The following is a 23522-nucleotide window of genomic DNA, read 5'->3' on the forward strand; positions in this document are numbered from 1 at the left end:
AAATGTATGAAAAATGTGGTGGCACATGGCGGCTTCGAGCAATACCGTCCTTACAACGACCTTCACTTTTGGTTGCACTGCAGCAAACTAGTCGAGGGCGGCCTTGACAAATCAGCCGAACAATTGTCGGAAGGGTTGATGAGGACTCTTGGTCGATTCACGATCCTAGGAAACGCACCGCTCCGAGCAATGCTGGCGGTTTTGTTCCTGGTCATGTCGGCTCTTCAGCCTGGTCTGTTCGCCACAGCCAATGCCACGGGTTTTCACGCCGGGGTGCATCTCCAGGCCGAGACAGCCGCACACGATATGGGCGATCACGGCGCCACGGCGGACGACGCGGACACATCGGAGCATCATCACGGCGCCAAGCAATCCGCCGACAAGAGCTGTGAAGCCCATTGCGCGCCGGCAAATGCCGTGCCGGTCGACTGCCCTGACTTGGAGCATGTTGTCTCCCGTTGCTTTGCGCCCGTCGTTGCCGTCACTTTGCCGCTTGGCGAATACACAGCGCTCATAAGGCCCCCCAAACATCTGAACTGACGCGCCCTTTCGGGGCGTTCGCGCGCAGCGTCGGGAATCCGTTCCCGCGCGGCCAAACGCATACGTCATGTTTCAGGTCTACAATGAAAATCGCAAGCTCCGCGATGCTCGCATCGCTGTTAGTTACCGGATGTGCGGCAACCACGCCGCCGGACATCCTTCCCGCCTTCAATCCGGCCGATCCCGCAATGGGCGTCCGTGATGTGCACTACCACCCGGTCGTCGTCGACTATCGCCACCGGGAGCCAGTCGATCCGCGGAATTGGCGGCGTCTCAATCAAGAACGTTCTCCCGTGAACCCGGGAGCCGGATCATGACGCGCCGGTTCCTGACCATAGCTGCAGTGGTGACCATTCCGCTGATCGCAGCCGGATGCACGACCAGCGGGGTCCTTGATGGCATCTCGGCCCCGATGGCCGGCTTCACGACAGTTGCGGCGCGTGCCGAATCCGTGACCGGCAAGAAAACCGTATGGGTGCAATCCAGCGAGGAAGCGCGGACGGCTTCAGAGCGCGTGAAGCGCCTCGTCCAGAAGAAGACAATCGGCCCGGACACCGCGGTGCAGGTCGCCTTGCTCAACAACAAGGGCCTGCAGGCCGCCTACGCCGAGATCGGTTTGTCGGCGGCCGACATGTGGCAGGAGACGATGCTCGTCAATCCGACGATCTCCGTCGGCATGATCGGTGTCGATCCCGTGCGGACGATTGAAGGAGCGGTGGTCAGCAACATCCTTGCGCTGGCGACCCACAAGCGGCGCGTCGCAGTCGCGGATGCACGTTTCCGTCAGGCCCAGCTCCGCGCCGGCGAAGAAACGCTACGACTGGCTGCGGATACGCGGCGGGCCTGGATCAATGCTGTCTCGGCCTGGGAGAGCGTTTCCTATCTGAACAAGGCGCAAGCTGCCGCCGACTCTGCCTCCGAACTCGCTCAAAAACTTGGAGAGACGGGTGCCTTCACAAAGACCGGCCAAGCCCGCGAACACGTCTTTTATGCCGAGATCACCGGTCAGGCGGCGGAAGCGCGGCTCGCTGCCCGGACTGCCAAGGAAGAGCTCACCCGGCTGATGGGTCTATGGGGACCGGACGTCGATTACTCGGTCCCCAACATGCTTCCAGCCCTGCCCAAAGGGGCCAAGGCCAAACGCGCGATCGAGGCTGAGGCGCTAAAAAATCGCGTCGATCTCGAGATCGCGAAACTTGAGCTGGAGGCGCTGGCGAAATCCTACGGTCTGACCGAGGCGACGCGCTACGTCAGCGACCTGGAACTACTTTCCGGCGTCGAGGTGGAACGCGAGGAGTCGGAGGAGGGCGGAACGGAGACGAGTGTCTCACCCACTCTCGAGCTCGAGCTCGTCATTCCGATTTTCGATACCGGCAAGGCACGCATGCGCATGGCCGAGCTTGCCTACATGCAAGCCGCAAACCGGTTCGCGGAAAAGGCGGTCAACATCCGGTCGGAGGCGAGATCCGCCTATGACGCCTACCGTTCGACCTACGACATTGCCCGGCACTATCGGAACAATGTTGTGCCGCTGCGAACAAAGATCGAGGCGGAGTCGGTCCTCACCTACAACGGCATGATCACCAACACGTTCGAGCTGCTGGCGGACACACGCGCGAAAATCAGCTCGATCATGCTTTCCCTCAACGCCAAGCGCAATTTCTGGCTGGCCGATGTCAATCTCGGAACCGCCATCCACGGCGGCGGCGCGAGCGCGTCCGGGGGCGGCGACGCACCGGCGGCGGCCGAAGCAGGCGCCGAAGGCCACTGAATTCAAGGAGAAGAAAAATGCTTTCAAGACGTCAGTTGTTAGGCGCGGGAGCCCTGCTCGCCGGCGCCACTGCATGGACCAAAACGTCCGCGATGGGGCTGCCCGACGCACCAATCATGGAGTCCCCTGATATGCAGCCTCCGATCTTCCCGACGAGCGGACCGGACTACCAGCCGGTCGTGACGCTCAACGGCTGGACCCTTCCGCATCGCATGAACAGCGGCGTGAAGGAGTTCCACCTCGTGGCCGAGCCGGTCGAGCGCGAGATGTCGCCCGGCATGACTGCCTATCTCTGGGGCTACAACGGTCAATCTCCCGGCCCGACCATAGAGGCGGTTGAGGGCGACCGAGTCCGCATCTTCGTAACAAACAAGCTGCCGGAGCATACGACGATCCATTGGCACGGCATGATCCTGCCCAACGGCATGGACGGCGTGACCGGTCTTACCCAGCCCGGGATCCCGCCCGGCAAGACCTTCGTCTACGAGTTCGACCTCGTGAAGAGCGGCACATTCATGTACCACCCGCACGCCGACGAAATGGTCCAGATGGCGATGGGCATGATGGGCTTCTTCGTCATTCATCCCAAAGACCCGAAATTCATGCGCGTGGACCGCGATTTCGTGTTCCTGCTGAACGCCTTCGATATCGAACCGGGGTCGTACGTCCCGCGCATCATGGAGATGACGGATTTCAATCTCTGGGGTTGGAATAGCCGCGTCTTTCCGGGGATCAGTCATCTTCCTGTGGCGAAAAACGACCGGGTCAGGGTTCGCGTGGGCAACCTGACCATGACCAATCATCCGATCCACATGCATGGTTACGACTTCGAGGTGACCTGCACCGATGGCGGCTGGGTCCGGCCGGAGGCGCGGTGGCCGGAGGTGTCGATCGACATTCCCGTCGGCGCCATGCGGGCATATGAGTTCGAAGCCAAATACGAGGGCGACTGGGCAATCCATTGCCATAAGTCGCACCACACAATGAACGCCATGGGCCACGACGTGCCCACGTTCATCGGCGTCGACAACTCGAAAGTCACCGACAAGATCCGCCGGGTCCAGCCAGAATACATGGCCATGGGTGACCGCGGCATGGCCGACATGGGCGAGATGGAGATGCCACTTCCCGACAACACGATTCCGATGATGACCGGCTGGGGCCAATTCGGCGCCATCGAGATGGGCGGCATGTTCTCAGTTGTGAAGGTTCGCGAGGGCCTGGCCTCGAACGATTACGCCGATCCGGGATGGTACCAGCATCCGGAGGGAACCGTGGCTTACGAGTGGAAGGGGGATGTCCCCGCTCCGACGAAATCAGGCGACGCAAAAACGATGGCCCCGGCAGCGCACGGCGGTCACGGCAAACAGGGATGAGAAACCGAAACCCCTCAACCTCAACAATGAGAGAAAGTGCAGCATGAAACGTATAATCGCAGCGGCCGTTTTGATGGCGGTCAGTTCGGGAGCAGCTCTTGCCGGTGGAACCCATGCCGGAGGCCATGGCGACAAAGCCGCCACAATGCCGATCGGCAGCCCTGGCGAGGCTAGCAAGGCAAAACGGACCATCAACATCTCGATGTCGGAGAAGGACGACGGAAAAATGTTGTTCCAACCGGCCGTCCTCAAGGTGAAGAAGGGCGAGACCGTTCGCCTGAAATTCATCAACAAGGGCCAAATCGATCACGAGTTCGTCATGGACGTCCACGACGGAATTATGGAGCACAAGGCGCTGATGGAGAAATTCCCCGAGATGGAGCACGCCGATCCCAACGCGATCCGGCTGGCGCCCGGCGCCAGAGGCGAGATCATCTGGACGTTCGCCAATGCCGGCGAATTCGGCTTCGCCTGCCTGGTCCCGGGCCACTACGATTCCGGCATGAAGGGCGACATCACCGTCGCCAACTGACTGCTAAACCGCAAAGGAAGCTAATCATGACACTATTGGTAAAGGCTCTCTCGGCACTCGCGCTCGTGCTCGCCATCGGCGGGAGCGCGCTTGCGCAGGAATACGTGAAGGGCGAAGTCATCAAGGTCGACGCCAAACAGAAGAAGCTGACGATCAAGCACGAGCCGCTGACCAATCTCGACATGCCTGCGATGACGATGGTGTTCGTCGTCGCCGAGCAGGGCCTGCTCGAGAAGGTCAAAACCGGTCAGGCGATCGAGTTCACAGCCGACCGCGTCAACGGACGCATCACGGTCACCGGCATCAAGTGATCCGGGACTGGTGCCGCGGGTTGAAAAATCCGCGGCGCCGGAGGTTTTCGCAAGCGATCCGGCGCGACAGTTTGCAAGGTGATGAGTTCCAAGGCGCTTTTCGCCTGGGACCGTGTTGTCGATTCAGTGCACGGATGTTGAGACGTCAGACCCCAGTACCTGGCCGGTGGAAAGGCCGCGTCGCCGACTAAGGGCACCAGGCTGAAAAACCCGCCGTCAAAACCTCACTGAGACATCGCTTCGGACGCCATCGCGGGCAGAAGCAAACTGGCCAAAAGGTCATCAACGCTTGGCGCACCAAGCCAGATGAGAGATTAGCATTATGAAAATTCTCTTAGTCGAAGACGACGAACAAATCAGCCGTTACATCGAAAATGGACTGAGCTCTTCCGGCCATGTGGTTGATGTCCTGACAGACGGGCGCGATGCTTTGCTTGTCGGACTGCGCGAACCCTATGACGTCGCCATTGTGGATCGGATGCTGCCTGGCCTCGATGGCTTGTCGCTCGTGCGGGGTCTTCGAGGCGCCGGCGGAAAGGTGCCAGTGATTTTCCTGACGGCAGTGGGCGGTGTCAACGATCGAGTTGAGGGATTGGAGGCAGGTGCGGACGATTACTTGATCAAGCCTTTTGCATTCTCCGAACTCCTGGCTCGGGTCAATGCTCTGCAAAGGCGCCCTCCGATCACCGCCGAAAAGGCAAAGCTGAAGGTGGCTGATCTGGAACTGGATCTCTTCAGCCGCCTCGCCACCCGCGGCGGAACGACGATCGAATTGCTCCCTCGGGAGTTCGCGCTGCTTGAACTCCTGATGCGTAACGAGGGCCGCATACTGACGAAGACCATGCTCCTTGAGCGGATCTGGAACTTCAACTTCGACCCACAAAGCACCGTGGTGGAAACCCATATTAGCCGACTGCGGGCGAAGATCGACAAACCATTTGATGTTCCGCTCCTGCGTAACACACGCAATACCGGCTACACCATTCATGGCCAACGCTAGTATCGCCAGAAGTACGTCGATCCGCCTTGCCGCGTTCTACATCTCCCTGTTTCTGCTTTCGTTCCTCGGAGCCAATTTCGTCGCTTACAACATGGTCGCCGCCTATCTTTACGAGCGGCTGGATTCCAATGTGACGGAGCGGTTCCGGGAGATTTCTTTCGCCTATGACGCGAACGGTGTCGATGGTGCTGCCGCCATGATCCGAAGCCATGGCCCGGCAATCAGGGGACAGGAGACGCTTTACACACTGAAGGATTCCGGCGGCGACTTCCTGGCTGGCAACATTGATATTTCCGACGTCCCGCCGGGATTTTCTACGCGCGCACCGACAAGCCACGAGGCGGCGCTCAACAACTACCGGCTCTACCGGAAGAACCTGGACGGCTACGACCTAACCGTCGGCGTAAGCTATGACGACACCGATCGCTTGCGCGGCATCGCGCTTGTCAGCTTCGGATGGGGAACGGCGATCGTACTTGCGGGAGGGCTCGGCGCGGGCGCGGTGTTGGCCTTCCGCACACGGCGGCGTATTGCTGGACTGTCGCGCGCTATGAAAGCCGTCGGCGCTGGCGAACTCGCTATCCGCCTGCCACTCTCCTTGCGCGGCGATGACATCGACATACTGGCAGCTGAGATAAATGTCGCGCTTGCACAGCTACAGGCCAACGTCGCGGCGATGACGCAGGTAACGACGGACATCGCGCACGATCTCAAGACGCCGATCGGTCGGCTGTTTCTAACGCTTGAGGCCGCTTCCGAAAGCAAAGACCAAACGGCCATCAGATCGCTCATCGAAAAAGCTATGGGCGAAGTTTCGCATATAGCCGGCACGTTCGAGGGCTTGCTGCGCATCTCGCAAATCGAGTCCGGCGCACGCCGTTCGCGATTTGCGCAGGTGAACGTTTCGGAGTTGGTCGCCGAAATCTACGATATCTATAGCCACATCGTCGAGGACGCCGAGCGTTCGCTGGTTCTGTCCAGTGACAGCCGAAACACGGCCTCATTCATATGGGGCGATGCCGATCTGCTGAAGCAGATGTGCGTAAATCTTATCGTCAATGCAATGCGCCATACACAACGAGGAGCCCGGATTGCGATCGGTGTCACGACGCAGGCGAATCGCTGCGCAATCGTCGTCAGCGACAACGGACCGGGCATCCCGGCGGCGGAGCGGCTGAAAGTGTTCAAGCGCTTCTATCGCCTGGAAAAGAACAGGACCACCGAAGGGACAGGGCTCGGCCTAAGTCTGGTCAAGGCCATATCGGATATGCACGGCGCGACGATTTCCCTGGGCGACAACAGGCCCGGCTTAATCGTGGAAACAGAGTTCCCGCGTAAACTATGAAAGCGTTTGAGGTTAGTCACGTGGACGGATGGTTCATATCGCCTGTGACGAAACTACAAATATTCAATAGTGGTTCTACCCATCGCTCGGTGACGCTGCGACCACATCACGACTGATGACAGCATTGCGGGTGAGAGCAGCATCATGAGGCGTTGCTTGTGTAGGCGACGACCATCCCCGAGGGGGTGGTGGAGAGTCGGTTTCCTTGGTGCGGTGTGCTGTGCTGTACAGGCTTGGTTGAGGAAGCAGTCGAGTGGACAAACCAGCCGGCGCACTGCCGGCTGGTTTGTCCTGCACTGGCTCCGCTGGGAGGATGCGGAGCTGCGGTGTTGAGCCGGCTACCGGCCCGCCCAGCTGGCGCGCTGGCGGGGGCTCCCGACCTGCCACGATGAGGGGCTCACAGCTTCGACCCGATTGTAGGCGGAACTGGAATTCTCGATATCGCCATTGTCGAGCACTTGGGAAGATACGTCGGGCTTGGATGCCGATTTCGTGGTTTCGCCCGTCGATCCATGGCCGTGCAAGACCCCGTCGATGCGGGGGCTTGTTGCGTTTGTGCCGCTGTTGGCGACACTGGCCGTGGTCATTGCCGCGAAGACTATCAATGCATATCCGATGGTGTGTTTCATGGTTCAGTCCTTTTGTCGAAAGCGAGCGTTCGAACGCTCAGCAACCACAGACTACCGGGTCGAATTCACGGGCACCTTCCCTCGGATTTACATTTTTGTGATTCTCATGCGTAGCCGCAGCTGAAACCGAAATCGGGAAGATCAGTTTTGAAGATGTTGAACGGCTGTCTCAGTTTCTCTTACGCCGATGCATCGGCTATCCAATGCGGCTTCAAAGGGAAAGAGCGCGTTCAACCAGGCGGGAGCGCGCTGGCGCAGGAATATGTGAAGGGCGAAGTCATCAAGGTCGACGCCGAACAGAAGAAGCTGACGATCAAGCACGAGCCGCTGACCAATCTCGACATGCCTGCGATGACGATGGTGTTCGTTGTCGCGGAGCAAGGCCTGCTCGGCAAAGTCAAAACCGGTCAGGCGATCGAGTTCACAGCCGACCGCGTCAACGGATGCATCACGGTCACCGGCATCAAGTAATCCGGGACAGGCACCGCGGGTTGAAAAATCAACTCGCGGCGCTGTGCTGTCGAAAATGCCATGAGCACGGAAGTCAGGAGGAAGGGGCCGCGCAGAAAATCCTCCAGAGATTTTCTTTCCAGTCATCATGTGCGGAGCGGTTCAGAGACATCTCTATGGGATATTTTCGCACACCTACGCTCACATATGCCGGATAATTACAGCGAACGCGTGCATGATGCCTGCCGGTATCTTCGTACCTGATGACGCCGTTCGCGTCCGTCTCGACGAGGCCAATAGCGACGTCAAAGTCATAATCCCCATATGGCGAGACACTGTTGTCCATGACGCTGAGCTGGACCGAGGTGGCATCTGGAAAACTGGCGGTGTAAAAGACCAGTTGCTCCGCCGCCATCGAGGGCGTAGCCACCAACACGCCGGCAAACAATGCAATGGCGCGCATTTCCTCCTCCCGAGGATCCAGAGCGAGACTATCACCTCTCGCGTCAATATTCTAATTACTGTTCCGGGCAGTGGGTCGAGGCATTCCGATGCGCGTTGCGTTGCATGTCTCCTCCCATCCATTACCTCCAGTCAGGACCATCAATGGCAAATCCTCCGCGCCGACCGACAAATCCAATGGCTGCCGCCGAAGCCGCCTTCAAGCCAGTCAAGAAGCCGGCCCCACCGGTTCGCGAAGCCGCAGTTGCTCCAAGTGTCAGAGAGCTTGTTTCAATCAGGATTGATCGAGCTGTCCTGGATTATTTCCAGGGGGATGGACCTGGCTGGCAGGACCGTATTAACGACGCTTTACGGGCCATGGTCGAGAAGCGGATCGCCGCCGAGGACGATCGGTCAGACGACATCACCTAACGAAAATTTGAGCGCCTGGTGATCTTTTCTTGGAATGCAGTATATGCCATGGAAGCCTGTGAAGATCTGGATCATATTCCCGCGTCTGCTTTCGTTTCTGGCCGTCGTGAGCCTTCTCACCGCGCCGATGGTGACACCGTCCGCTGCGCTGACGATGGTTGTCGATCCCGCGGCGACGATGGCGGATATGGCATCCATGCCGGACAGCATGCCCAACTGTCCCGACGAGAGTCAGCCGGCACCTGATTGCCAGAAATCCTGTCCCCTCATGGCCTTGTGCGTCGCCAAGTGCTTTCCGAGCGCTTCGACGGCCGCAGCAATCATGCTGGCCCGGTTATCTCAGGCTGACCTGCTCGCGCTTGGCAACAGAGACGGGCGCGATCTCCCGACTTCTCCGCCGCCGCCAAGACCCCCACGAACCTAAGTTCATCGGCGGCTCCATCGGAGCCGTTTGTCGCCGCGTGGCTGACGGCCCGTGGCTTTGGCATGAGCCTGGCCACGAACTTGCCGTGCATTCCGTGCGGCTGAAAGGATGAACTTGGGGAAACTGACAATGAACTTTTGCAATGCGAAGCACGTTGCAGCCGCGGCGCTGATCGGTCTTGCTCTCGGCAGTGCCAATTCGAAGGCATGGGCTGGGATCGACGATTACGAGTTTCAGCTCGTTCAAAGCGCGATCAAGACGGGCGATGCCGCGATTGTCGCCGTCCGTCTCGTCGACAAGCGGTCCGGCAAGGTGGTGCCCGACGCTGTGATCTTTACCCAGCGCATCGACATGGCACCGGACGGTATGGAGGCGATGACCGCGCCCGTCGAGGCGCTGCCGTCCGAAGAGCCCGGCATCTATCGGTTCAAGACCAACCTCATCATGGCAGGAGGCTGGCGCCTTTCGATCGCCGCGAAAATCCAGGGCGAGGCCGAAACAGTCGAGAGCCGTTTGGAATTCAAGGCTACCCAATGAGCAGGCTCGGCTCATTCGTGGCGCTTGCCGTATTGGCGGGCGCGGGCGCCGGCGGATACTGGGCGGGCCAGCGCGATCTGTCCGTCCCGGCGGTGGTGCAAATGATCAGCGCCAACATCGCAAGCGCGCTCGGAGCGGAACAGACCCCGACGGTTGTCGGCTCGTCTGCCTCCGATCCAGTCCTCTACTATCGTCATCCTGACGGCAATCCAGTCTATTCGTCGACACCGAAGCAAACCCCGGATGGTCGGGATTTCGTGGCGGTGCTGGCGAGCGAAGACGTGAGCTTCGAGGCGCGTCCCAAGGACGAGGCGAAGGGGGCCGAAGCGACGGCGCCGGGCGAGCGGAAAATCCTCTACTACCGCAATCCGATGGGCCTGCCGGATACATCGCCGACGCCAAAGAAGGATTCCATGGGGATGGCCTACATCCCGGTCTTCGAAGGCGAAGCGAAGGACGGCGCGACCGTCAAGCTATCGACCGGAAAACTGCAGCGAACGGGTGTGAAGACGGTACCCGCCACCAGAGGCGCAATCGTACGGCCGGTCCGCATTCCCGGCACCGTCACGTTCGATGAGCGCCGCGTAAGCGTCGTCTCGATTCGCACCGAGGCGTTCCTCGAAAAAGTGGCCGACATCACTACGGGAGAAACAATCAAAAAAGGGCGGCCCCTCGTCAGTTTCTATGCCAAGGAAATAGCTGCCGCGGGCGCGCTCTATGCCGCCGATCTAAGGAGCGGCTCGAGCAAGGCAACCGCCAGCGGCAGCTTGCAGCGGTTGACGAACCTTGGCGTTCCCGCCGAAGCAATCGTCGAAATCGAGAAAACCCGGAAGGTGCCGATCTCGGTGACGCTTGTAGCGCCACGCAATGGCGTTGTGTTGGAACGCAGGGCCGTCGACGGCATGATGGCCGAAGCCGGGGAAACGCTGTTTCGGATCGCCGACGCCTCGACCGTCTGGGTGATGGCTGACGTGCCAGAATACGAGCTGAGCTCTGTTCGCGTCGGAGACAAGGCGACTGTGCGCATCCGCAGCTTGTCGGGCAAGGTCTTCGAAGGCAAGGTCGGCCTGATCTATCCGGAAATCCAGGGCCAGACTCGGACCGCGAGGATTCGCATCGAACTCGCAAATCCCAACGGGCTGTTGCTTGCCAACATGTATGCCGATGTGGAGATCGCGACGGGCGGCAACGATCCTGCCGTAACCGTGCCCGACAGCGCCGTCATCGACACGGGCGATCGACAGGTCGTTATTGTCGACAAAGGCGAAGGCAGCTTCGAGCCGCGCGACGTGAAGGTCGGCATGCGGGGCGAGGGCATGGCCGAGATCACGCAGGGCATTACCGAAGGCGAAAAGGTCGTCGTATCTGCGAACTTCCTGATCGATGCCGAAAGCAACCTCAAGGCGGCGCTCAGCGCACTGACGCCCGCGGAGGCGCAGCCATGATCGCCAACCTCATTGCTTGGTCGACGCGCAACCTGGTTCTTGTCTTCTTCGCCAGCGCGCTCGCGGTCGGGGCAGGCGTCTACGCTGTCAAGACCTTGCCGCTCGATGCCATACCCGACCTGTCGGATGTGCAAGTTATCGTCTTCACAGACTATCCGGGCCAGGCTCCGCAAGTTGTCGAGGACCAGGTCACTTATCCGCTGACGACTTCGATGCTGACCGTGCCGCGATCGAAGGTGGCCCGCGGTTTCTCGTTCTTCGGAGTGTCCTTCGTCTATGTGATTTTCGAGGACGGCACCGATCTCTACTGGGCTCGAAGCCGCGTGCTCGAATACCTGAACGCGGCCGCCAGCCGGCTACCCGACGGCGTTGCCCCAACGCTCGGACCCGACGCGACAGGCGTCGGCTGGGTCTATCAGTATGCCGTCGTCGCCAAGGAACTGTCGCTCGCCGAACTCCGATCCCTTCAGGACTGGGTCGTTCGTTTTGCGGCCTCGAAAGCCGAAGGCGTTTCGGAGGTCGCGAGCTTCGGAGGCTTCGTCAAGCAGTATTCGATCGTCGTCGATCCGGTGCGGATGCGCGCTCAAGGCGTAACGCTCGCGGAAGTCGGCGAAGCGGTGCGCACCAGCAACATGGATACCGGCGGGCGAACGGTCGAGATCTCCGAGTTCGAGTTCATGGTGCGCGGGCGCGGCTATCTGAAGAACGTGGCCGACATAGAGAGCATCGTGCTCAAGACCGTGGGCGGCGTGCCGCTCCGGCTTGGCGACGTGGCCAAGGTCGAAATCGTGCCGGACGAACGGCGCGGTATTGCCGAACTCAACGGGGAGGGCGAGGTTGCAAGCGGCATCGTGCTTCAACGGGTCGGCGCGAATGCTCTGACCGTCATCGAGAATGCCAAGGAGAGCCTCCGCGAGATCGAAAAGAGCCTACCAGGCAACGCCAAGATCATCCCCGTCTACGACAGGTCGGAACTCATCAACTCCGCGATCAAGACGCTGAGGTCGACATTGGTGGAGGAGAGCATCGTGGTCGCTCTCGTCACCATCGTCTTCTTGCTTCACGTCAGAAGCGCGCTGGTGGCGATCATCATGCTGCCGGTCGGCATCCTAATGGCCTTCGCCGCGATGAAGCTGCTCGGCCTCGGTTCGAACATTATGAGCCTCGGTGGCATGGCCATCGCCATCGGCGCGATGATCGATGCGGCCATCGTAATGATCGAAAACGCCCACAAGCACCTCGAACGCGCGCCACCGGGCAAGCCCCGCATCGAAGTGCTGGTCAACGCCGCAGCAGAAGTCGGACCCGCGCTATTCTTCAGCCTGCTGATCATCACCGTCTCATTCCTTCCGATCTTCACGCTTGAAAGCCAGGAAGGCCGGCTGTTCGGGCCGCTGGCTTTCACGAAAACCTTCGCTATGGCAGCGGCAGCGCTGCTTTCGGTCACGCTCGTGCCCGCTCTGATGGTCATCTTTGTCCGCGGCCGGATCATCCCGGAACATCGCAACCCGCTCAACAGGCTGCTAATCGGTCTCTATCGGCCGATCATTGCCGGGGTGCTGAAGGCGAAGACCTTCACTATCCTGCTCGCCGTCGTGGCTCTTGCCGTGACGGTCTGGCCGGCGCGCCAGCTCGGCAGCGAGTTCATGCCGAACCTCGATGAGGGGACGCTGATGTACATGCCGACCACCTTGCCGGGAGTTTCGGTCACCAAGGCGGCCGAATTGATGCAGATGCAAAACCGGATCATAAAGTCCTTTCCGGAAGTCGATTCCGTCTTCGGCAAGGCTGGCCGGGCTCAGACCGCGACCGACCCCGCGCCGACCGAGATGTTCGAGACGATCATCAACCTCAAACCGAAATCGCAATGGCGGCCCGGGGTCACTTCGGAAAGCCTGAAGACCGAGATGGACGCAGCACTGCAGTTTCCGGGCGTGTCGAATGCCTGGACGATGCCGATCCGCGCCCGTATCGACATGCTGTCCACGGGCATACGCACGCCAGTCGGAGTCAAGGTCTACGGGACCGAACTCGGTGAAATGGAAAACGTTGCTCGGCAGATCGAGGCGGTGCTGCGGGCGGTGCCCGGCACGTCGAGCGCCTATGCCGAGCGGGTGATAGGCGGCTACTATCTCGACATCGTGCCGGACCGAGCCACCCTTGGGCGCTACGGCCTCTCGGTCGGCGATGTTCAGGATGTGATCTCAGTGGCGCTTGGCGCGAAGGTCATTACGTCCACTGTCGAGGGCCGTGAACGTTATGGCGTTGCGATCCGCTATCCACGCGCTCTCAGAAGCGATCCCGGCGCGATCGCCCGGGACGTGCAGATTGCGCTGCCCGGCGGTGGCTCTGTGCCGCTCGGCGAGGTCGCCAAGGTCGAACTCACGCGCGGCGCGACCTCGATCCGCACCGAGAACGGCCAACTCGCCGTCTACATCTTCGTCGACATCGCTGGCCGCGACCTTGGCGGCTATGTCAACGAGGCTCAAGCCGCAGTCGCCGCCGAAGTGAAGCTACCACCCGGTTATTCCGTCGCCTGGAGCGGGCAGTTCGAATATCTCGAGCGGGCCCAGGCGCGGCTGAAGATTGTCGTGCCGCTGACGCTGGCGCTGATTTTCCTGCTGCTCTACCTCAATTTCCGCACGCTGACCGAGACGCTGATCGTCATGCTATCGCTGCCCTTTGCGATCGTCGGCGGCATCTGGATGATGTGGTGGCTGGGCTTCAACATGTCGGTTGCGGTCGCCGTCGGTTTCATTGCGCTCGCGGGCGTGGCGGCCGAAACGGGCGTCATCATGCTGATCTATCTCGACAAGGCGTGGACGGATACGAGGGTCAGATGTGCGGCCCAGAAGCGTGGTTTGACAAGCACGGATCTAAACGAGGCGATCATGTTCGGCGCCGTCGAGCGGGTGCGACCGAAGATGATGACAGTCGTCGCCATCATGGCGGGCTTGTTGCCGATCTTGTGGAGCACGGGAACCGGATCGGAAGTCATGCAGCGCATCGCCGTCCCTATGATCGGCGGCATGATTTCCTCAACGATCCTGACGCTCGTCGTGATTCCGGCCGTCTACGGCATCGTTAAGGGCTGGCGGTTGCCGAGGCGGAGTGTCGTTGAAGAACCGCTGGTAGCGGCTCCGACTAGATTGGCCGCGGAATAGGAGGAGCAAAAAAGTATCAGATGATGTCGGGCGGCATGTGGGGATGCATCATGCCGGCAGCACACCGTCGCCGGCGGGCAAGCTCCCGATAAAACGCCTCCGGCGTAACGGCGATCTCCGACGCAACATGATGCCAGCGTCCCTTGGGTGGCAAGACGCCGCCGTTGCATGCCATCCAGGCGCTGACTCTCGCCGCGACGGATTTCAGGGATAGTATCTCTGCCCGCGTCCGCGTCCGGTGGACCTCGCCTGCCAAGTGTCGCAGCAGTGCGGAGGTCAGCGCGCGATCGCTTTCGAGCACCGCCTTGGCCTTGGTGATTGGCACGGCGCGCACCGTCGATTCCTCGGTTGCCAAGGCGTCGCAATGATATCGATCCGCAAACAGCGAAGCCTCGGCCAGGATCGAAGCCGAGCCGGCACGCTGCAACGTCAGCTGGAACCCGTCGGGAAGTGCTCGGACAAGGCGCAGTTCTCCCGCGGTGACCAGGAAGAGCGACAGCACCGGGTCGTCCATACGAAACAGGACGCTGCCGGCAGGGAGAGAATGCTCGCGTTCCGCGAGTTCGAGGAATCGCGCAAAGAGGAGTTCCGACATGATCACAATCATGTTTCAGTTTTTGCGGCCGTGTCAAACGTCGCAAACACGAAACGCTGGAGATCGCTCGATGAACCGCATCCCCATTGCCGTGCTGTTTCTTCTGCTGACTTTTCTTGCTGCCCCTCACGGGCTGGCGCAGCAGCATGGCGACATCAACCATCACAAGGCCGTTGCAGGAAAAGACCCAACCACCTCGTCTTATTCCGGGATGGAGAAACGCCGCGTGAAGGCGCTCTCGGACGAGCAGATTTCCGACCTTATGGCGGGGCGAGGGATGGGTCTGGCATTGGCGGCCGAACTCAATTCCTATCCGGGTCCGTCACATGTCCTCGATCTCCGTGATGCTCTTGATCTCAGCGACGAACAGGCCTCGTGGACCAAGGCCCTGCTGGATCAGATGAAGGCAGAAACCATCCCGCTCGGAAGACGAATTATCGAGGAAGAAACCGAACTGGACCGCTTGTTTTCCGAACGAAAGATAACGTCGACGCACCTCGTTGAAATGACAAAAACCATCGCCGACGTGCAAGGCGCGCTACGAGCAGCGCACCTGCGCTATCATCTCGATATGGCCGAGTTGCTCACCTCTGAGCAGATCGGCCGGTACTCGCAGCTTCGCGGATACTCTGGCCGGGTCGATTGAACAGGGTTACGCACGCAACTTTGGCTTCATCAGCGGACGCTATTGCGCGACCGCACCTTCCAGGTAGCCGATTATCGCGGCGCGCTGGGCGGCGTTGGGAACGCCCACTGTCATCGACGTGCCTGGCACCCTCTGGCGCGGTGCTGCAAGGAAGCTATCGAGCGACTGGCTGTCCCAAACGATCCCTGATTCCCGCATAGCGGCCGAATAGCGGGCACCCTCGACGCTGCCAGACGTGCGGCCGATAACGCCCGACAGATGCGGGCCGACCCTGTTCTGGCCCGGCTCGAGGCTGTGGCAGGTGCCGCAGCGCTGCCGGAACAGCCGCTCGCCGTCTGCCTGCTGCGCGGAAGCGGCGCTCGGTAACAGCAGGCCGCCGGCGACCAAGAGCGCAGCCAGCGACCTACGCGCTCGCGTGACAGACGTCTGCAGGGATGCAGTCGCTGCTCCGGCGGAAATGTGGGTGCGTGTCGTGGCATGTGAATGGTTCATCGGATGACCTTTGCGGAACGTTCGGGGAGGGGCTTTGCTGGTAACCGGAGGCTTCCGGCAAGGCCAGCCGCTCACCAGCGAGAGCGGCGGCTGGGTCGAGGAGGCGCGGGGAGGATGCAGGTCGTGACTTGTCCTTCGCTGCGACAGCGATGATCTAATTATGGCGCGGCAGCGCGGGAGTTCCGATCGCGGGACGGTTTCGGGATCGCAGTCCGGTCGGGGGTTTCGTCTCAGGCACGGGCGCCGGGGCAAGCTGCTTGGCCATGTCGATCAGCGGCAGCCTGATAATCGCGCGAAGGCCCTCGCTCCGGTTCTCCAGCACGATGTCGCCGCCATGGTGACGGGCGATGGCGCGGGCGATTGACAGGCCGAGCCCGACGCCGCCGGTCTCCCGGTTGCGCGACTGCTCCAGGCGGAAGAAGGGGGCGAACACCTGTTCCATGTCGCCTTGCGGAATGCCGGGTCCGGCGTCCTCGACGACGATGTCCAGACTGTCGTCACTCCTGACCAGGCTCACCTTGGCCTGCTCGCCGTAGCGGACGGCATTTTCGACGAGGTTGCGGATCGCTCGGCGCAGGGAGTCCGGCCGGCAGCGATACAGCACCTTGGGCCCGTCATTGACGGTGACGTTTTGGCCCAGCTCCGCGAGATCGTCGCAGAGGCTGCCGACCAGTGCTGAAAGGTCGACGGTGCGCGTCGCCTCTACCGCGGCGTCCTCACGCGCGAAGGCGAGCGCCGCTTCCGTCATCGTCTGGATTTCCTCGATGGTCTTCAGCATCTTTTCCTGGAGTTCGTGATCCTGGACAAACTCCGCGCGCAGCCGCAGCGAGGTCAGCGGCGTGCGCAGGTCGTGGCTGATCGCCGCAAGCATCCGCGTGCGGTCCTCGACGAAGCGCTGCAGGCGCTCCTGCATGCGGTTGAACGCCTCGGCGGTCTGGCGGATGTCGTCGGGTCCTGATTCTGGCAGCCGCGGCACGGCCTCGCCACGACCGAACAGTTCGGCGGCATTGGCGAGCCGTCGCAGCGGACGCGCGATTGCCTGCGCCCCGAAAATCGCGATGGCGGACAGGATGAGCGCGGTGAGCGCCAGCGATATCGCCGATTGCGTCGTCCAGAAGGCGTTCGGCATTGCCTTGGCGTAGGCGGCATTCAGCCAGGTGCTGTCGTCGAGACGAACCGAAAGGCCCATGCCGTTTGGGGCGGCGTCCATATAAAGAAACTTGGCCGGCCGCGAGAAGGGCCTGCCATTGCCGGACAAATCCAACATGCGCGGCGGCACGGAACGATCGGCGGCATCGACTGCGTTCGAGGCCTGTCCGTTCATGTAGGCGGCATATTTGCCGGCAATCCCGGGCAGCGGCTTGGCGAGCTGGGTAAATGCCTCCTGTTGCCAAGCGAGGGGATTGCTCGGTCCGTCGTCCGAGGTCCAGAAACGCGTATAGGCCGTGCCGCTGACGTTGAGGATGTCGGGCCGAAGCGATGGCGGCGTGGTGTCAAGCAGAAGCGCCAGCGAGGAGGTGCGGCTGACGAACTCGCCCTTGGCCGCCGCGTGCAGGGCCTGGCCGCGCTCGTCCCACGAGATCAGGAACGTGATCGCCTGCGACAGGGCGAGCGCAAGCAGCACCAGCATGAGGAAGCGGGCCGCCAGGCTGCGTCTCCACAACAGCATCATGCCTGGGCCACCTCGGCGGTGAAGCAGTAGCCGCCGCCCCAGTGCGTCTTGATCAGCATCGGACTCTTCGGATCCGCCTCGATCTTCTTGCGCAGCCGGCTCACCTGGTTATCGACGGCCCTGTCAAACCCGTCGGCGGTGCGCCCGACCGTGAGGTCGAGCAACTGATCCCGGCTAAGCACGATTCCGACATGCTCGATGAAGGCGGTGAGAAGGCGGAATTCAGCCGTGCTGAGCGCGACTGCCACGCCGTCGAGACCGACCAGCTCGCGGCGGCCGACATTCAGCGTCCAGCGGTCGAACCGAAGCGCGTTCGACTTGAGGCGGCCGCGCTGCGGCGGCAGGCTGTGGACGCGCCTGAGCACAGCCTTGATCCGCGCCAGCAGTTCCCGCGGGTTGAACGGCTTGGTCAGGTAGTCGTCGGCCCCGATCTCGAGGCCCACGATCCGGTCGATCTCCTCGGCCATGGCGGTGAGGAAGATGATCGGAACGTCGACCGTCCCGCGCACGTGCCGGCAGGCGGCGATGCCGTCCTCGCCAGGCATCATGACGTCGAGCACGATGAGATCGGGCAGGCTGCGGTCGAGCAGCCGCTTGAGCGCGGCCGTGCTGTCGGCGACGCTGACGCGGTAACCCTGCTGGGTGAGGTATTTCCCGACGAGGTCGCGGATGTCCCTGTGGTCGTCGACGACCGCGATGTGCTGCGCCACTTCCATGCAATGCTCCAAAGCCGCCGCCAAATAGTCGGCCAGTATCGACGATATCTAGTTTGCGTCTACACGGATGATCACCTTCCGCACCATGGCGGCAATCTCGCGCGGCATCAACAAACCGTGAGAAGTGTAACGAAGTGTATCAGAACGCTTCGCCTGCGACAGCTTGCGATGAACTGACGGTCATCGGGACAAGGTTCTGCGACAGGTCCTGGCTAATTTGGCCTCGTCGCTAGCCGGGACTTCCGGTCTCTGCCGCCAGGCCATGCCGCGCGGCATCCGGACGGCGGTCCTCGCCAGCCTTTGATCGAAAGGATTGCACAATGGCCAGATTGATCGTCAACGGCACGCCACGTGACATCGAGGTCGATCCGGACACGCCGCTGCTATGGGTGATCCGCGAGCAGATCGGGCTTACCGGAACGAAGTACGGTTGCGGGGTTGCCGCTTGCGGCGCCTGCACCGTCCATATAGACGGCGCCGCCACGCGCTCGTGCGTGCTTCCGGTGAGCGCGGTCGAGCCGGACCAGCAAATCACCACCATCGAGGGGCTTTCGCCGGATAGTTCGCATCCGGTCCAGCAGGCGTGGCTGGCGCTCGACGTGCCGCAATGCGGCTACTGCCAGGCCGGCATGATCATGGCTGTGGCGGGTCTGCTCATGCAGAACCCGAACCCCACGGACGAAGACATCAACGCCGAGATCACCAATATCTGCCGCTGCGGCACCTACAACCGGGTGCGCGCCGCGATCAAGCTGGCCGCCAATGGCGGTGAAGCCACGCAACGCGGTTGAGGAGAATATCCATGAACGCCATAATTTCCATCTCCCGCCGCAGCTTCATCGTTGGCGTGGCCTCCACGGCTGGCGGCCTGTCCCTCGGGTTCAACGTGCCGTTCATCAAGCCTGCACTTGCCGAGGGCGCCGAGACGGCGCCGGAGATCAACGCCTGGGTGGTGATCAGGCCCGACGACACGGTGATCATCCGCATCGCCCGCTCCGAGATGGGGCAGGGGACTCTGACCGGCCTGGCGCAACTCGTCGCCGAGGAGCTGAATTGCGACTGGTCCAAGGTCACGACCGAATATCCGTCGCCGGCCCAGAATCTCGCGCGCGACCGCGTATGGGGCAATTTCTCGACCGGTGGCAGCCGAGGCATCCGCGAATCGCACGAATATGTGCGCATTGGTGGCGCCATCGCGCGCGAGATGCTGATTGCCGCTGCGGCCGCCGAATGGGGCGTGCCGGCCAGCGAATGCACCGCAAGGATGGGCATGGTCACGCATGCGGCATCGGATCGCGCCACCTTTTATGGACAGTTGGCCGCCGCCGCTGCGCGGATGACGCCGCCCGCCAATGTCACGCTGAAGGACCCGAAGGATTGGACCATAGCCGGCAAGCCGCTGCCGCGGCTTGATACGGCCGATAAGCTCAACGGCAGCCAGGTCTACGGCACTGACCTCAAGCTGCCGAACATGCTCAACGCGGCAATCCGGGCCTGCCCGTATTTCGGCGGCAAGGTGGAGAGCTTCGACGCGGCGGCGGTGGCTGAAATGCCCGGCGTGCGGACCGTCGTTCAGGTCGACGAGACCGCTGTTGCTGTTGTAGCCGACACGTGGTGGCGGGCGAAGACCGCTCTCGATGCCTTGCCGGTCGTCTGGGACGAAGGTCCCAACCGGCAGGTCACCAGCGCCTCGATCGCGGCGATGCTCGAAGAAGGCCTCGGCGCAAATGACGCCTTCATTGGCGCCGAGCAAGGTGACGCTGGAGCCGCCCTGTCCGCTGGCGGCCGAACGGTCACGGCGACTTATGCCTATCCCTATCAGAACCACGCAACCATGGAGCCGATGAACGCGACGGCGCTCTACACGCCGGAGCGCTGCGAGGTTTGGGTGCCGACCCAGAATGGCGAGGCGAGCCTTGCCGCAGCGGCCGAGGCCGCCGGCCTGCCGGTGCAGCAATGCGAGGTGCATAAGATCCATCTCGGCGGCGGCTTCGGCCGGCGCGGCAACTTCCAGGACTATGTGCGTCAAGCGGTCAGCATTGCCAAGCAGGTGCCGGGAGCACCCGTAAAGCTCATCTGGTCGCGTGAAGAGGACATGCTGCACGGCGCCTATCATCCGACGACGCGGTGCCGACTGACGGGCGCGCTCGACGCGGACGGCAACCTGACCACTCTGCACATGCGTATATCCGGCCAGTCGATCCTTGCGGCGGTGCGGCCGGAAGGCATGCAGAACGGCATGGACCCGGTCGTCTTCCAGGGCCTCGTCCTCAGTGGCACGGAAGGCACACTGGGCTACACGGTGGACAATCTGCGGATCGACCATGCCATGCGCAACCCGCCGATCCCGCCGGGCTTCTGGCGTGGCGTGAACCTCAACCAGAATGCGCTCTACGTCGAGTGTTTCATGGACGAACTCGCCCATGCGGCCGGCGTCGACCCGCTCGCCTTCCGCCGCAAGCTGATGGCCAAGCATCCGAAGCACCTCGCCGTGCTGGAGGCGGTTGCCGAACGGATCGGCTGGGACACCCCACCAGCCGCCGGCGTTCACCGCGGCCTGGCGCAGATCATGGGCTTCGGCAGTTATGTGGCGGCGGCAGCGGAGGTTTCGGTCACCGACGGGCAGCTCAGGATCCATCGCATCGTGGCGGCCACCGATCCGGGTCATGTCGTCAACCCCGCACAAGTTGAGCGGCAGGTCGAGGGCTCGTTTGTCTATGGGCTTTCCGCCTGCATCTACGGCGAGTGCACCGTCAATGGCGGCCGCATGGAGCAGGAGAACTTCGACAGTTACGAGGTCATGCGCATGGCTGAAATGCCTGATGTGGAGACGATCATCCTGCCGTCCGGCGGCTTCTGGGGCGGCGTTGGCGAACCGACCATCGCGGTCGCCGCGCCGGCCGTCCTCAATGCGATCTTCGCCGCCACCGGAAAGCGCATCCGCACGCTGCCGCTGAAGAACCATGACCTCGCATGACATGATGCGCCCAAAGAACAGGCGCGGACGATCGTTCGCGCCCGCACTGCTTGCGGCACTGGTGGCAAGCGCGCCAGCATGGGCCGACGCGGCGCCCGGAGCGACGGCGTGCACCGGCTGTCACGGGCCGGCGGCGCTCGGCTCAGCCATCCCGTCGCTCGACGGCCACGCGGCCGACGACATCGTCGCCCAGATGCAAGCCTTCCGTTCTGGCGAGCGCGAGGCGACGGTCATGGACCGCATCGCCAGGGGATATACCGAGGAAGAGACGCGTGCCATCGCCGAATGGCTCGCCAAACCGGAGGCGGCACACGATGCCCAGCCGTAGAGCCTTGATTGGCGGCGCCGCGGCCAGCGTCGCTGCGGCCGTCCTTGCCGCGCCGCCTGTGCGCGCACAGGTGCAGCCCCAAGTGGTCGTGGTCGGCGGCGGCTTTGCCGGGGCAAGCTGCGCCCGGGCATTGAAACAGCTCGATCGCGAGCTTGCCGTGACGCTGATCGAGCCAGAGGGAGCCTATCTGGCCTGCCCGTTCAGCAATGCCGTGCTTGCAGGGCTGCGCGGCATCGAGGCGCAGACCTTCGGCTATGACCGGTTCGGCGACATCGGCCTCATCCGCAAGCGCGCTGTCGCCGTCGATGCCGAGCGCCGGCGCGTTCGGCTGGATGACGGAACTGACATCGGCTACGTCAGGCTGGTGCTGGCGCCTGGCGTCGACCTGCGCTTCGATGCTTTGCCGGGCTACGACGAGACGGCAGCGGAGATCATGCCGCATGCCTGGAAGGCGGGGCCGCAGACGTTGCTGCTGCGCGACCAGCTCGCGGCGATGCCGGACGGTGGGGTGGTCATTCTCTCCGCGCCAGCCAATCCGTTCCGCTGCCCGCCCGGTCCCTACGAGCGAGCAAGCCTGATCGCGCATTACCTCAAGACCAGCAAGCCACGCTCGAAGCTGATCATCCTCGACGCCAAGGACGCCTTTTCGAAGCAGCGGCTGTTCGAAGCCGCCTGGCGAGAGCTCTATCCCGGCCTGATTGAATGGGTGCCGCTGTCCTCGGGCGGCAGGGTGACGGAAGTCGACCCGGCGACAAGGACGCTGGTGACCGAGTTCGGCAGCCACAAGGCCGATTTCGCCAACGTGATCCCACCACAACGTGCGGGCAGGATCGCGCAGTCGGCCGGTGTCGCGGATCAGACGGGCTGGTGCCCGATCGACCCGGTCACCTTCGAGTCCCGCCTGCAGCCGGCGATCCACGTCGTCGGCGACGCGGCGATCGGCGGGGCGATGCCGAAATCCGCCTTCAGCGCCAACGCCCAGGCAAAAGCCTGCGCTGCGGCGGTCGCCGCGCTGGTCAGGGAGCGGCAGCCCGTGCAGCCGAAGCTCATCAACACCTGCTACAGCCTGGTCGCGCCCGGCTACGGAATTTCGATCGCAGGCGTCTACCAGCCGCGCGACGGCCTGCTTGCCGAGGTGGAGGGTGCGGGCGGCACCAGCCCGCTCGAAGCGCCGTCCTCCGTCCGCGAACTGGAAGCGGCCTATGCGGAGGACTGGTTCCGGACGATCACCAGTGAAGTGTTCGGATGATGAGGATGGCTTGCCTCGCTGTTGCGGGATTGCTGCTTGCGGCCTCGCCCGGTGTCGGCGAGGAGGCGGGATCTTACGTCGTGACCGGCGACGCGATCATGGAGCCTCTGGTCGGCGGCAAGGGTGATCCGGCGCGAGGCGCTGCGCTGATCTCGGACCGGCAGCGCAGCCTCTGCACGCTCTGCCACAGCGGGCCGTTCCCCGATGCGCATCTGCATGGCACGCTGGCGCCCGACCTGACCGGCGTCGGGGCAAGACTTTCGGAAGGCCAGATCCGGCTGCGCCTAGTCGACATGAAGCGGCTCGCGCCGAATACGATCATGCCTTCCTACTACCGGATCGCGGAAGAGGAAGGCCGGCGCGTCGCCACCGCCTGGCGCAGCAAGCCGATCCTGACCGGCGCCGACATCGAGGATATCGTCGCCTATCTCACGACGCTGAAGGGGTGAT

General features: G+C 62.3%; 25 protein-coding genes. 18 read left to right on the forward strand and 7 right to left on the reverse strand.

The window, feature by feature from the left end:
- Positions 1–6: 6 nt before the first annotated feature.
- From EOC94_RS16400 to EOC94_RS16435, 7 genes are all read left to right on the forward strand, one after another.
- The gene (locus EOC94_RS16400; RefSeq protein ID WP_127291758.1) at positions 7–540 is read left to right on the forward strand and encodes a hypothetical protein; all 534 of its coding nucleotides are present in this window, start codon (positions 7–9) and stop codon (positions 538–540) included.
- A gap of 313 nt (positions 541–853) precedes the next feature.
- Positions 854–2311 (forward strand): TolC family protein, encoded by a 1458-nt coding sequence (locus tag EOC94_RS16410; RefSeq protein WP_127291761.1) that lies wholly within the window; start codon positions 854–856, stop codon positions 2309–2311.
- A 17-nt stretch (positions 2312–2328) separates the two neighbouring features.
- Complete coding sequence (locus EOC94_RS16415; RefSeq protein ID WP_095485181.1) at positions 2329–3687, forward strand: copper oxidase; 1359 nt, start codon at positions 2329–2331, stop codon at positions 3685–3687.
- Positions 3688–3730: 43 nt separating this feature from the next.
- Positions 3731–4219 carry a cupredoxin family protein gene (locus tag EOC94_RS16420; protein WP_127291764.1) on the forward strand — a complete coding sequence of 163 codons (489 nt, stop codon included), beginning with the start codon at positions 3731–3733 and terminating at the stop codon, positions 4217–4219.
- A 26-nt stretch (positions 4220–4245) separates the two neighbouring features.
- Positions 4246–4530, forward strand: a complete 285-nt coding sequence (locus tag EOC94_RS16425; RefSeq protein ID WP_126106534.1) for a copper-binding protein — start codon at positions 4246–4248, stop codon at positions 4528–4530.
- 322 nt (positions 4531–4852) lie between these two features.
- A complete protein-coding gene (locus EOC94_RS16430) occupies positions 4853–5530 on the forward strand; it encodes a response regulator transcription factor (RefSeq protein WP_095485178.1) in 678 nt (225 codons plus the stop codon).
- Entirely contained in the window at positions 5472–6875 is a 1404-nt protein-coding gene (locus tag EOC94_RS16435; RefSeq protein WP_245465578.1) for a HAMP domain-containing sensor histidine kinase, read from the forward strand. Before EOC94_RS16430 ends, EOC94_RS16435 begins: the two co-directional genes overlap by 59 nt.
- Before the next feature lie 338 nt (positions 6876–7213).
- On the opposite strand, the gene EOC94_RS16440 is transcribed toward EOC94_RS16435, so the two are convergent.
- Positions 7214–7504 (reverse strand): hypothetical protein, encoded by a 291-nt coding sequence (locus EOC94_RS16440; protein WP_126106535.1) that lies wholly within the window; start codon positions 7502–7504, stop codon positions 7214–7216.
- A gap of 147 nt (positions 7505–7651) precedes the next feature.
- Here EOC94_RS16440 and EOC94_RS16445 point away from each other — a divergent pair, with 147 nt between their 5' ends.
- Complete coding sequence (locus EOC94_RS16445) at positions 7652–7975, forward strand: copper-binding protein (protein ID WP_245461450.1); 324 nt, start codon at positions 7652–7654, stop codon at positions 7973–7975.
- Positions 7976–8048: 73 nt separating this feature from the next.
- Here EOC94_RS16445 and EOC94_RS16450 read toward each other — a convergent pair whose 3' ends face one another.
- On the reverse strand, positions 8049–8417 hold the full coding sequence (locus EOC94_RS16450) for a hypothetical protein (protein ID WP_127291766.1): 369 nt from the start codon (positions 8415–8417) through the stop codon (positions 8049–8051).
- 143 nt (positions 8418–8560) lie between these two features.
- On the opposite strand from EOC94_RS16450, the gene EOC94_RS16455 reads away from it, so the two are divergent.
- A complete protein-coding gene (locus EOC94_RS16455; RefSeq protein ID WP_126106538.1) occupies positions 8561–8827 on the forward strand; it encodes a BrnA antitoxin family protein in 267 nt (88 codons plus the stop codon).
- Here EOC94_RS16455 and EOC94_RS34100 read toward each other — a convergent pair.
- Entirely contained in the window at positions 8810–9037 is a 228-nt protein-coding gene (locus EOC94_RS34100) for a hypothetical protein (protein WP_164547207.1), read from the reverse strand. The genes EOC94_RS16455 and EOC94_RS34100 overlap by 18 nt on opposite strands.
- A gap of 343 nt (positions 9038–9380) precedes the next feature.
- Here EOC94_RS34100 and EOC94_RS16465 point away from each other — a divergent pair, with 343 nt between their 5' ends.
- The 3 genes from EOC94_RS16465 to EOC94_RS16475 are packed head-to-tail and all read left to right on the forward strand — an operon-like array spanning position 9381 to position 14397.
- Positions 9381–9788: a FixH family protein gene (locus tag EOC94_RS16465; protein WP_126106540.1), complete on the forward strand. Its 408-nt coding sequence runs from the start codon at positions 9381–9383 to the stop codon at positions 9786–9788.
- Positions 9785–11233, forward strand: coding sequence for an efflux RND transporter periplasmic adaptor subunit (locus tag EOC94_RS16470; RefSeq protein ID WP_127291771.1), 1449 nt, complete (start codon positions 9785–9787; stop codon positions 11231–11233). Before EOC94_RS16465 ends, EOC94_RS16470 begins: the two co-directional genes overlap by 4 nt.
- Entirely contained in the window at positions 11230–14397 is a 3168-nt protein-coding gene (locus EOC94_RS16475; RefSeq protein WP_127291774.1) for a CusA/CzcA family heavy metal efflux RND transporter, read from the forward strand. The genes EOC94_RS16470 and EOC94_RS16475 overlap by 4 nt, the downstream gene beginning before the upstream one ends.
- A 16-nt stretch (positions 14398–14413) precedes the next feature.
- Here the strand turns inward: EOC94_RS16475 and EOC94_RS16480 are convergent, their stop codons facing one another.
- Positions 14414–14992, reverse strand: coding sequence for a Crp/Fnr family transcriptional regulator (locus EOC94_RS16480; RefSeq protein WP_164759128.1), 579 nt, complete (start codon positions 14990–14992; stop codon positions 14414–14416).
- Between the two features lie 70 nt (positions 14993–15062).
- Between EOC94_RS16480 and EOC94_RS16485 the strand changes: the two genes are divergently transcribed.
- Positions 15063–15638: a periplasmic heavy metal sensor gene (locus tag EOC94_RS16485; RefSeq protein ID WP_127204799.1), complete on the forward strand. Its 576-nt coding sequence runs from the start codon at positions 15063–15065 to the stop codon at positions 15636–15638.
- A 39-nt stretch (positions 15639–15677) separates the two neighbouring features.
- Here the strand turns inward: EOC94_RS16485 and EOC94_RS16490 are convergent, their stop codons facing one another.
- From EOC94_RS16490 to EOC94_RS16500, 3 genes are all read right to left on the reverse strand, one after another.
- Positions 15678–16130: a c-type cytochrome gene (locus EOC94_RS16490; RefSeq protein ID WP_127204800.1), complete on the reverse strand. Its 453-nt coding sequence runs from the start codon at positions 16128–16130 to the stop codon at positions 15678–15680.
- 154 nt (positions 16131–16284) lie between these two features.
- Complete coding sequence (locus EOC94_RS16495) at positions 16285–17802, reverse strand: ATP-binding protein (RefSeq protein WP_127204801.1); 1518 nt, start codon at positions 17800–17802, stop codon at positions 16285–16287.
- Entirely contained in the window at positions 17799–18518 is a 720-nt protein-coding gene (locus EOC94_RS16500) for a response regulator (protein ID WP_095485165.1), read from the reverse strand. The genes EOC94_RS16495 and EOC94_RS16500 overlap by 4 nt, the downstream gene beginning before the upstream one ends.
- A 320-nt stretch (positions 18519–18838) precedes the next feature.
- Between EOC94_RS16500 and EOC94_RS16505 the strand changes: the two genes are divergently transcribed.
- Genes EOC94_RS16505 through soxX form a run of 5 tightly spaced genes read left to right on the forward strand, consistent with a single transcriptional unit; the run spans position 18839 to position 23521 of the window.
- Positions 18839–19309, forward strand: a complete 471-nt coding sequence (locus EOC94_RS16505) for a (2Fe-2S)-binding protein (RefSeq protein WP_095485164.1) — start codon at positions 18839–18841, stop codon at positions 19307–19309.
- 11 nt (positions 19310–19320) lie between these two features.
- Positions 19321–21495 (forward strand): molybdopterin cofactor-binding domain-containing protein, encoded by a 2175-nt coding sequence (locus tag EOC94_RS16510; RefSeq protein WP_127291777.1) that lies wholly within the window; start codon positions 19321–19323, stop codon positions 21493–21495.
- On the forward strand, positions 21482–21823 hold the full coding sequence (locus EOC94_RS16515) for a c-type cytochrome (RefSeq protein ID WP_245461451.1): 342 nt from the start codon (positions 21482–21484) through the stop codon (positions 21821–21823). Before EOC94_RS16510 ends, EOC94_RS16515 begins: the two co-directional genes overlap by 14 nt.
- Complete coding sequence (locus EOC94_RS16520; RefSeq protein WP_185928251.1) at positions 21810–23072, forward strand: NAD(P)/FAD-dependent oxidoreductase; 1263 nt, start codon at positions 21810–21812, stop codon at positions 23070–23072. Before EOC94_RS16515 ends, EOC94_RS16520 begins: the two co-directional genes overlap by 14 nt.
- A gap of 5 nt (positions 23073–23077) precedes the next feature.
- Positions 23078–23521 (forward strand): sulfur oxidation c-type cytochrome SoxX, encoded by a 444-nt coding sequence (gene soxX, locus EOC94_RS16525; RefSeq protein WP_127291780.1) that lies wholly within the window; start codon positions 23078–23080, stop codon positions 23519–23521.
- The last annotated feature ends 1 nt before the right edge of the window (position 23522 follow it).

It is taken from the genome of Mesorhizobium sp. M6A.T.Ce.TU.016.01.1.1, assembly GCF_003997065.1.
In the GTDB taxonomy this organism is placed as follows: domain Bacteria; phylum Pseudomonadota; class Alphaproteobacteria; order Rhizobiales; family Rhizobiaceae; genus Mesorhizobium; species Mesorhizobium mediterraneum.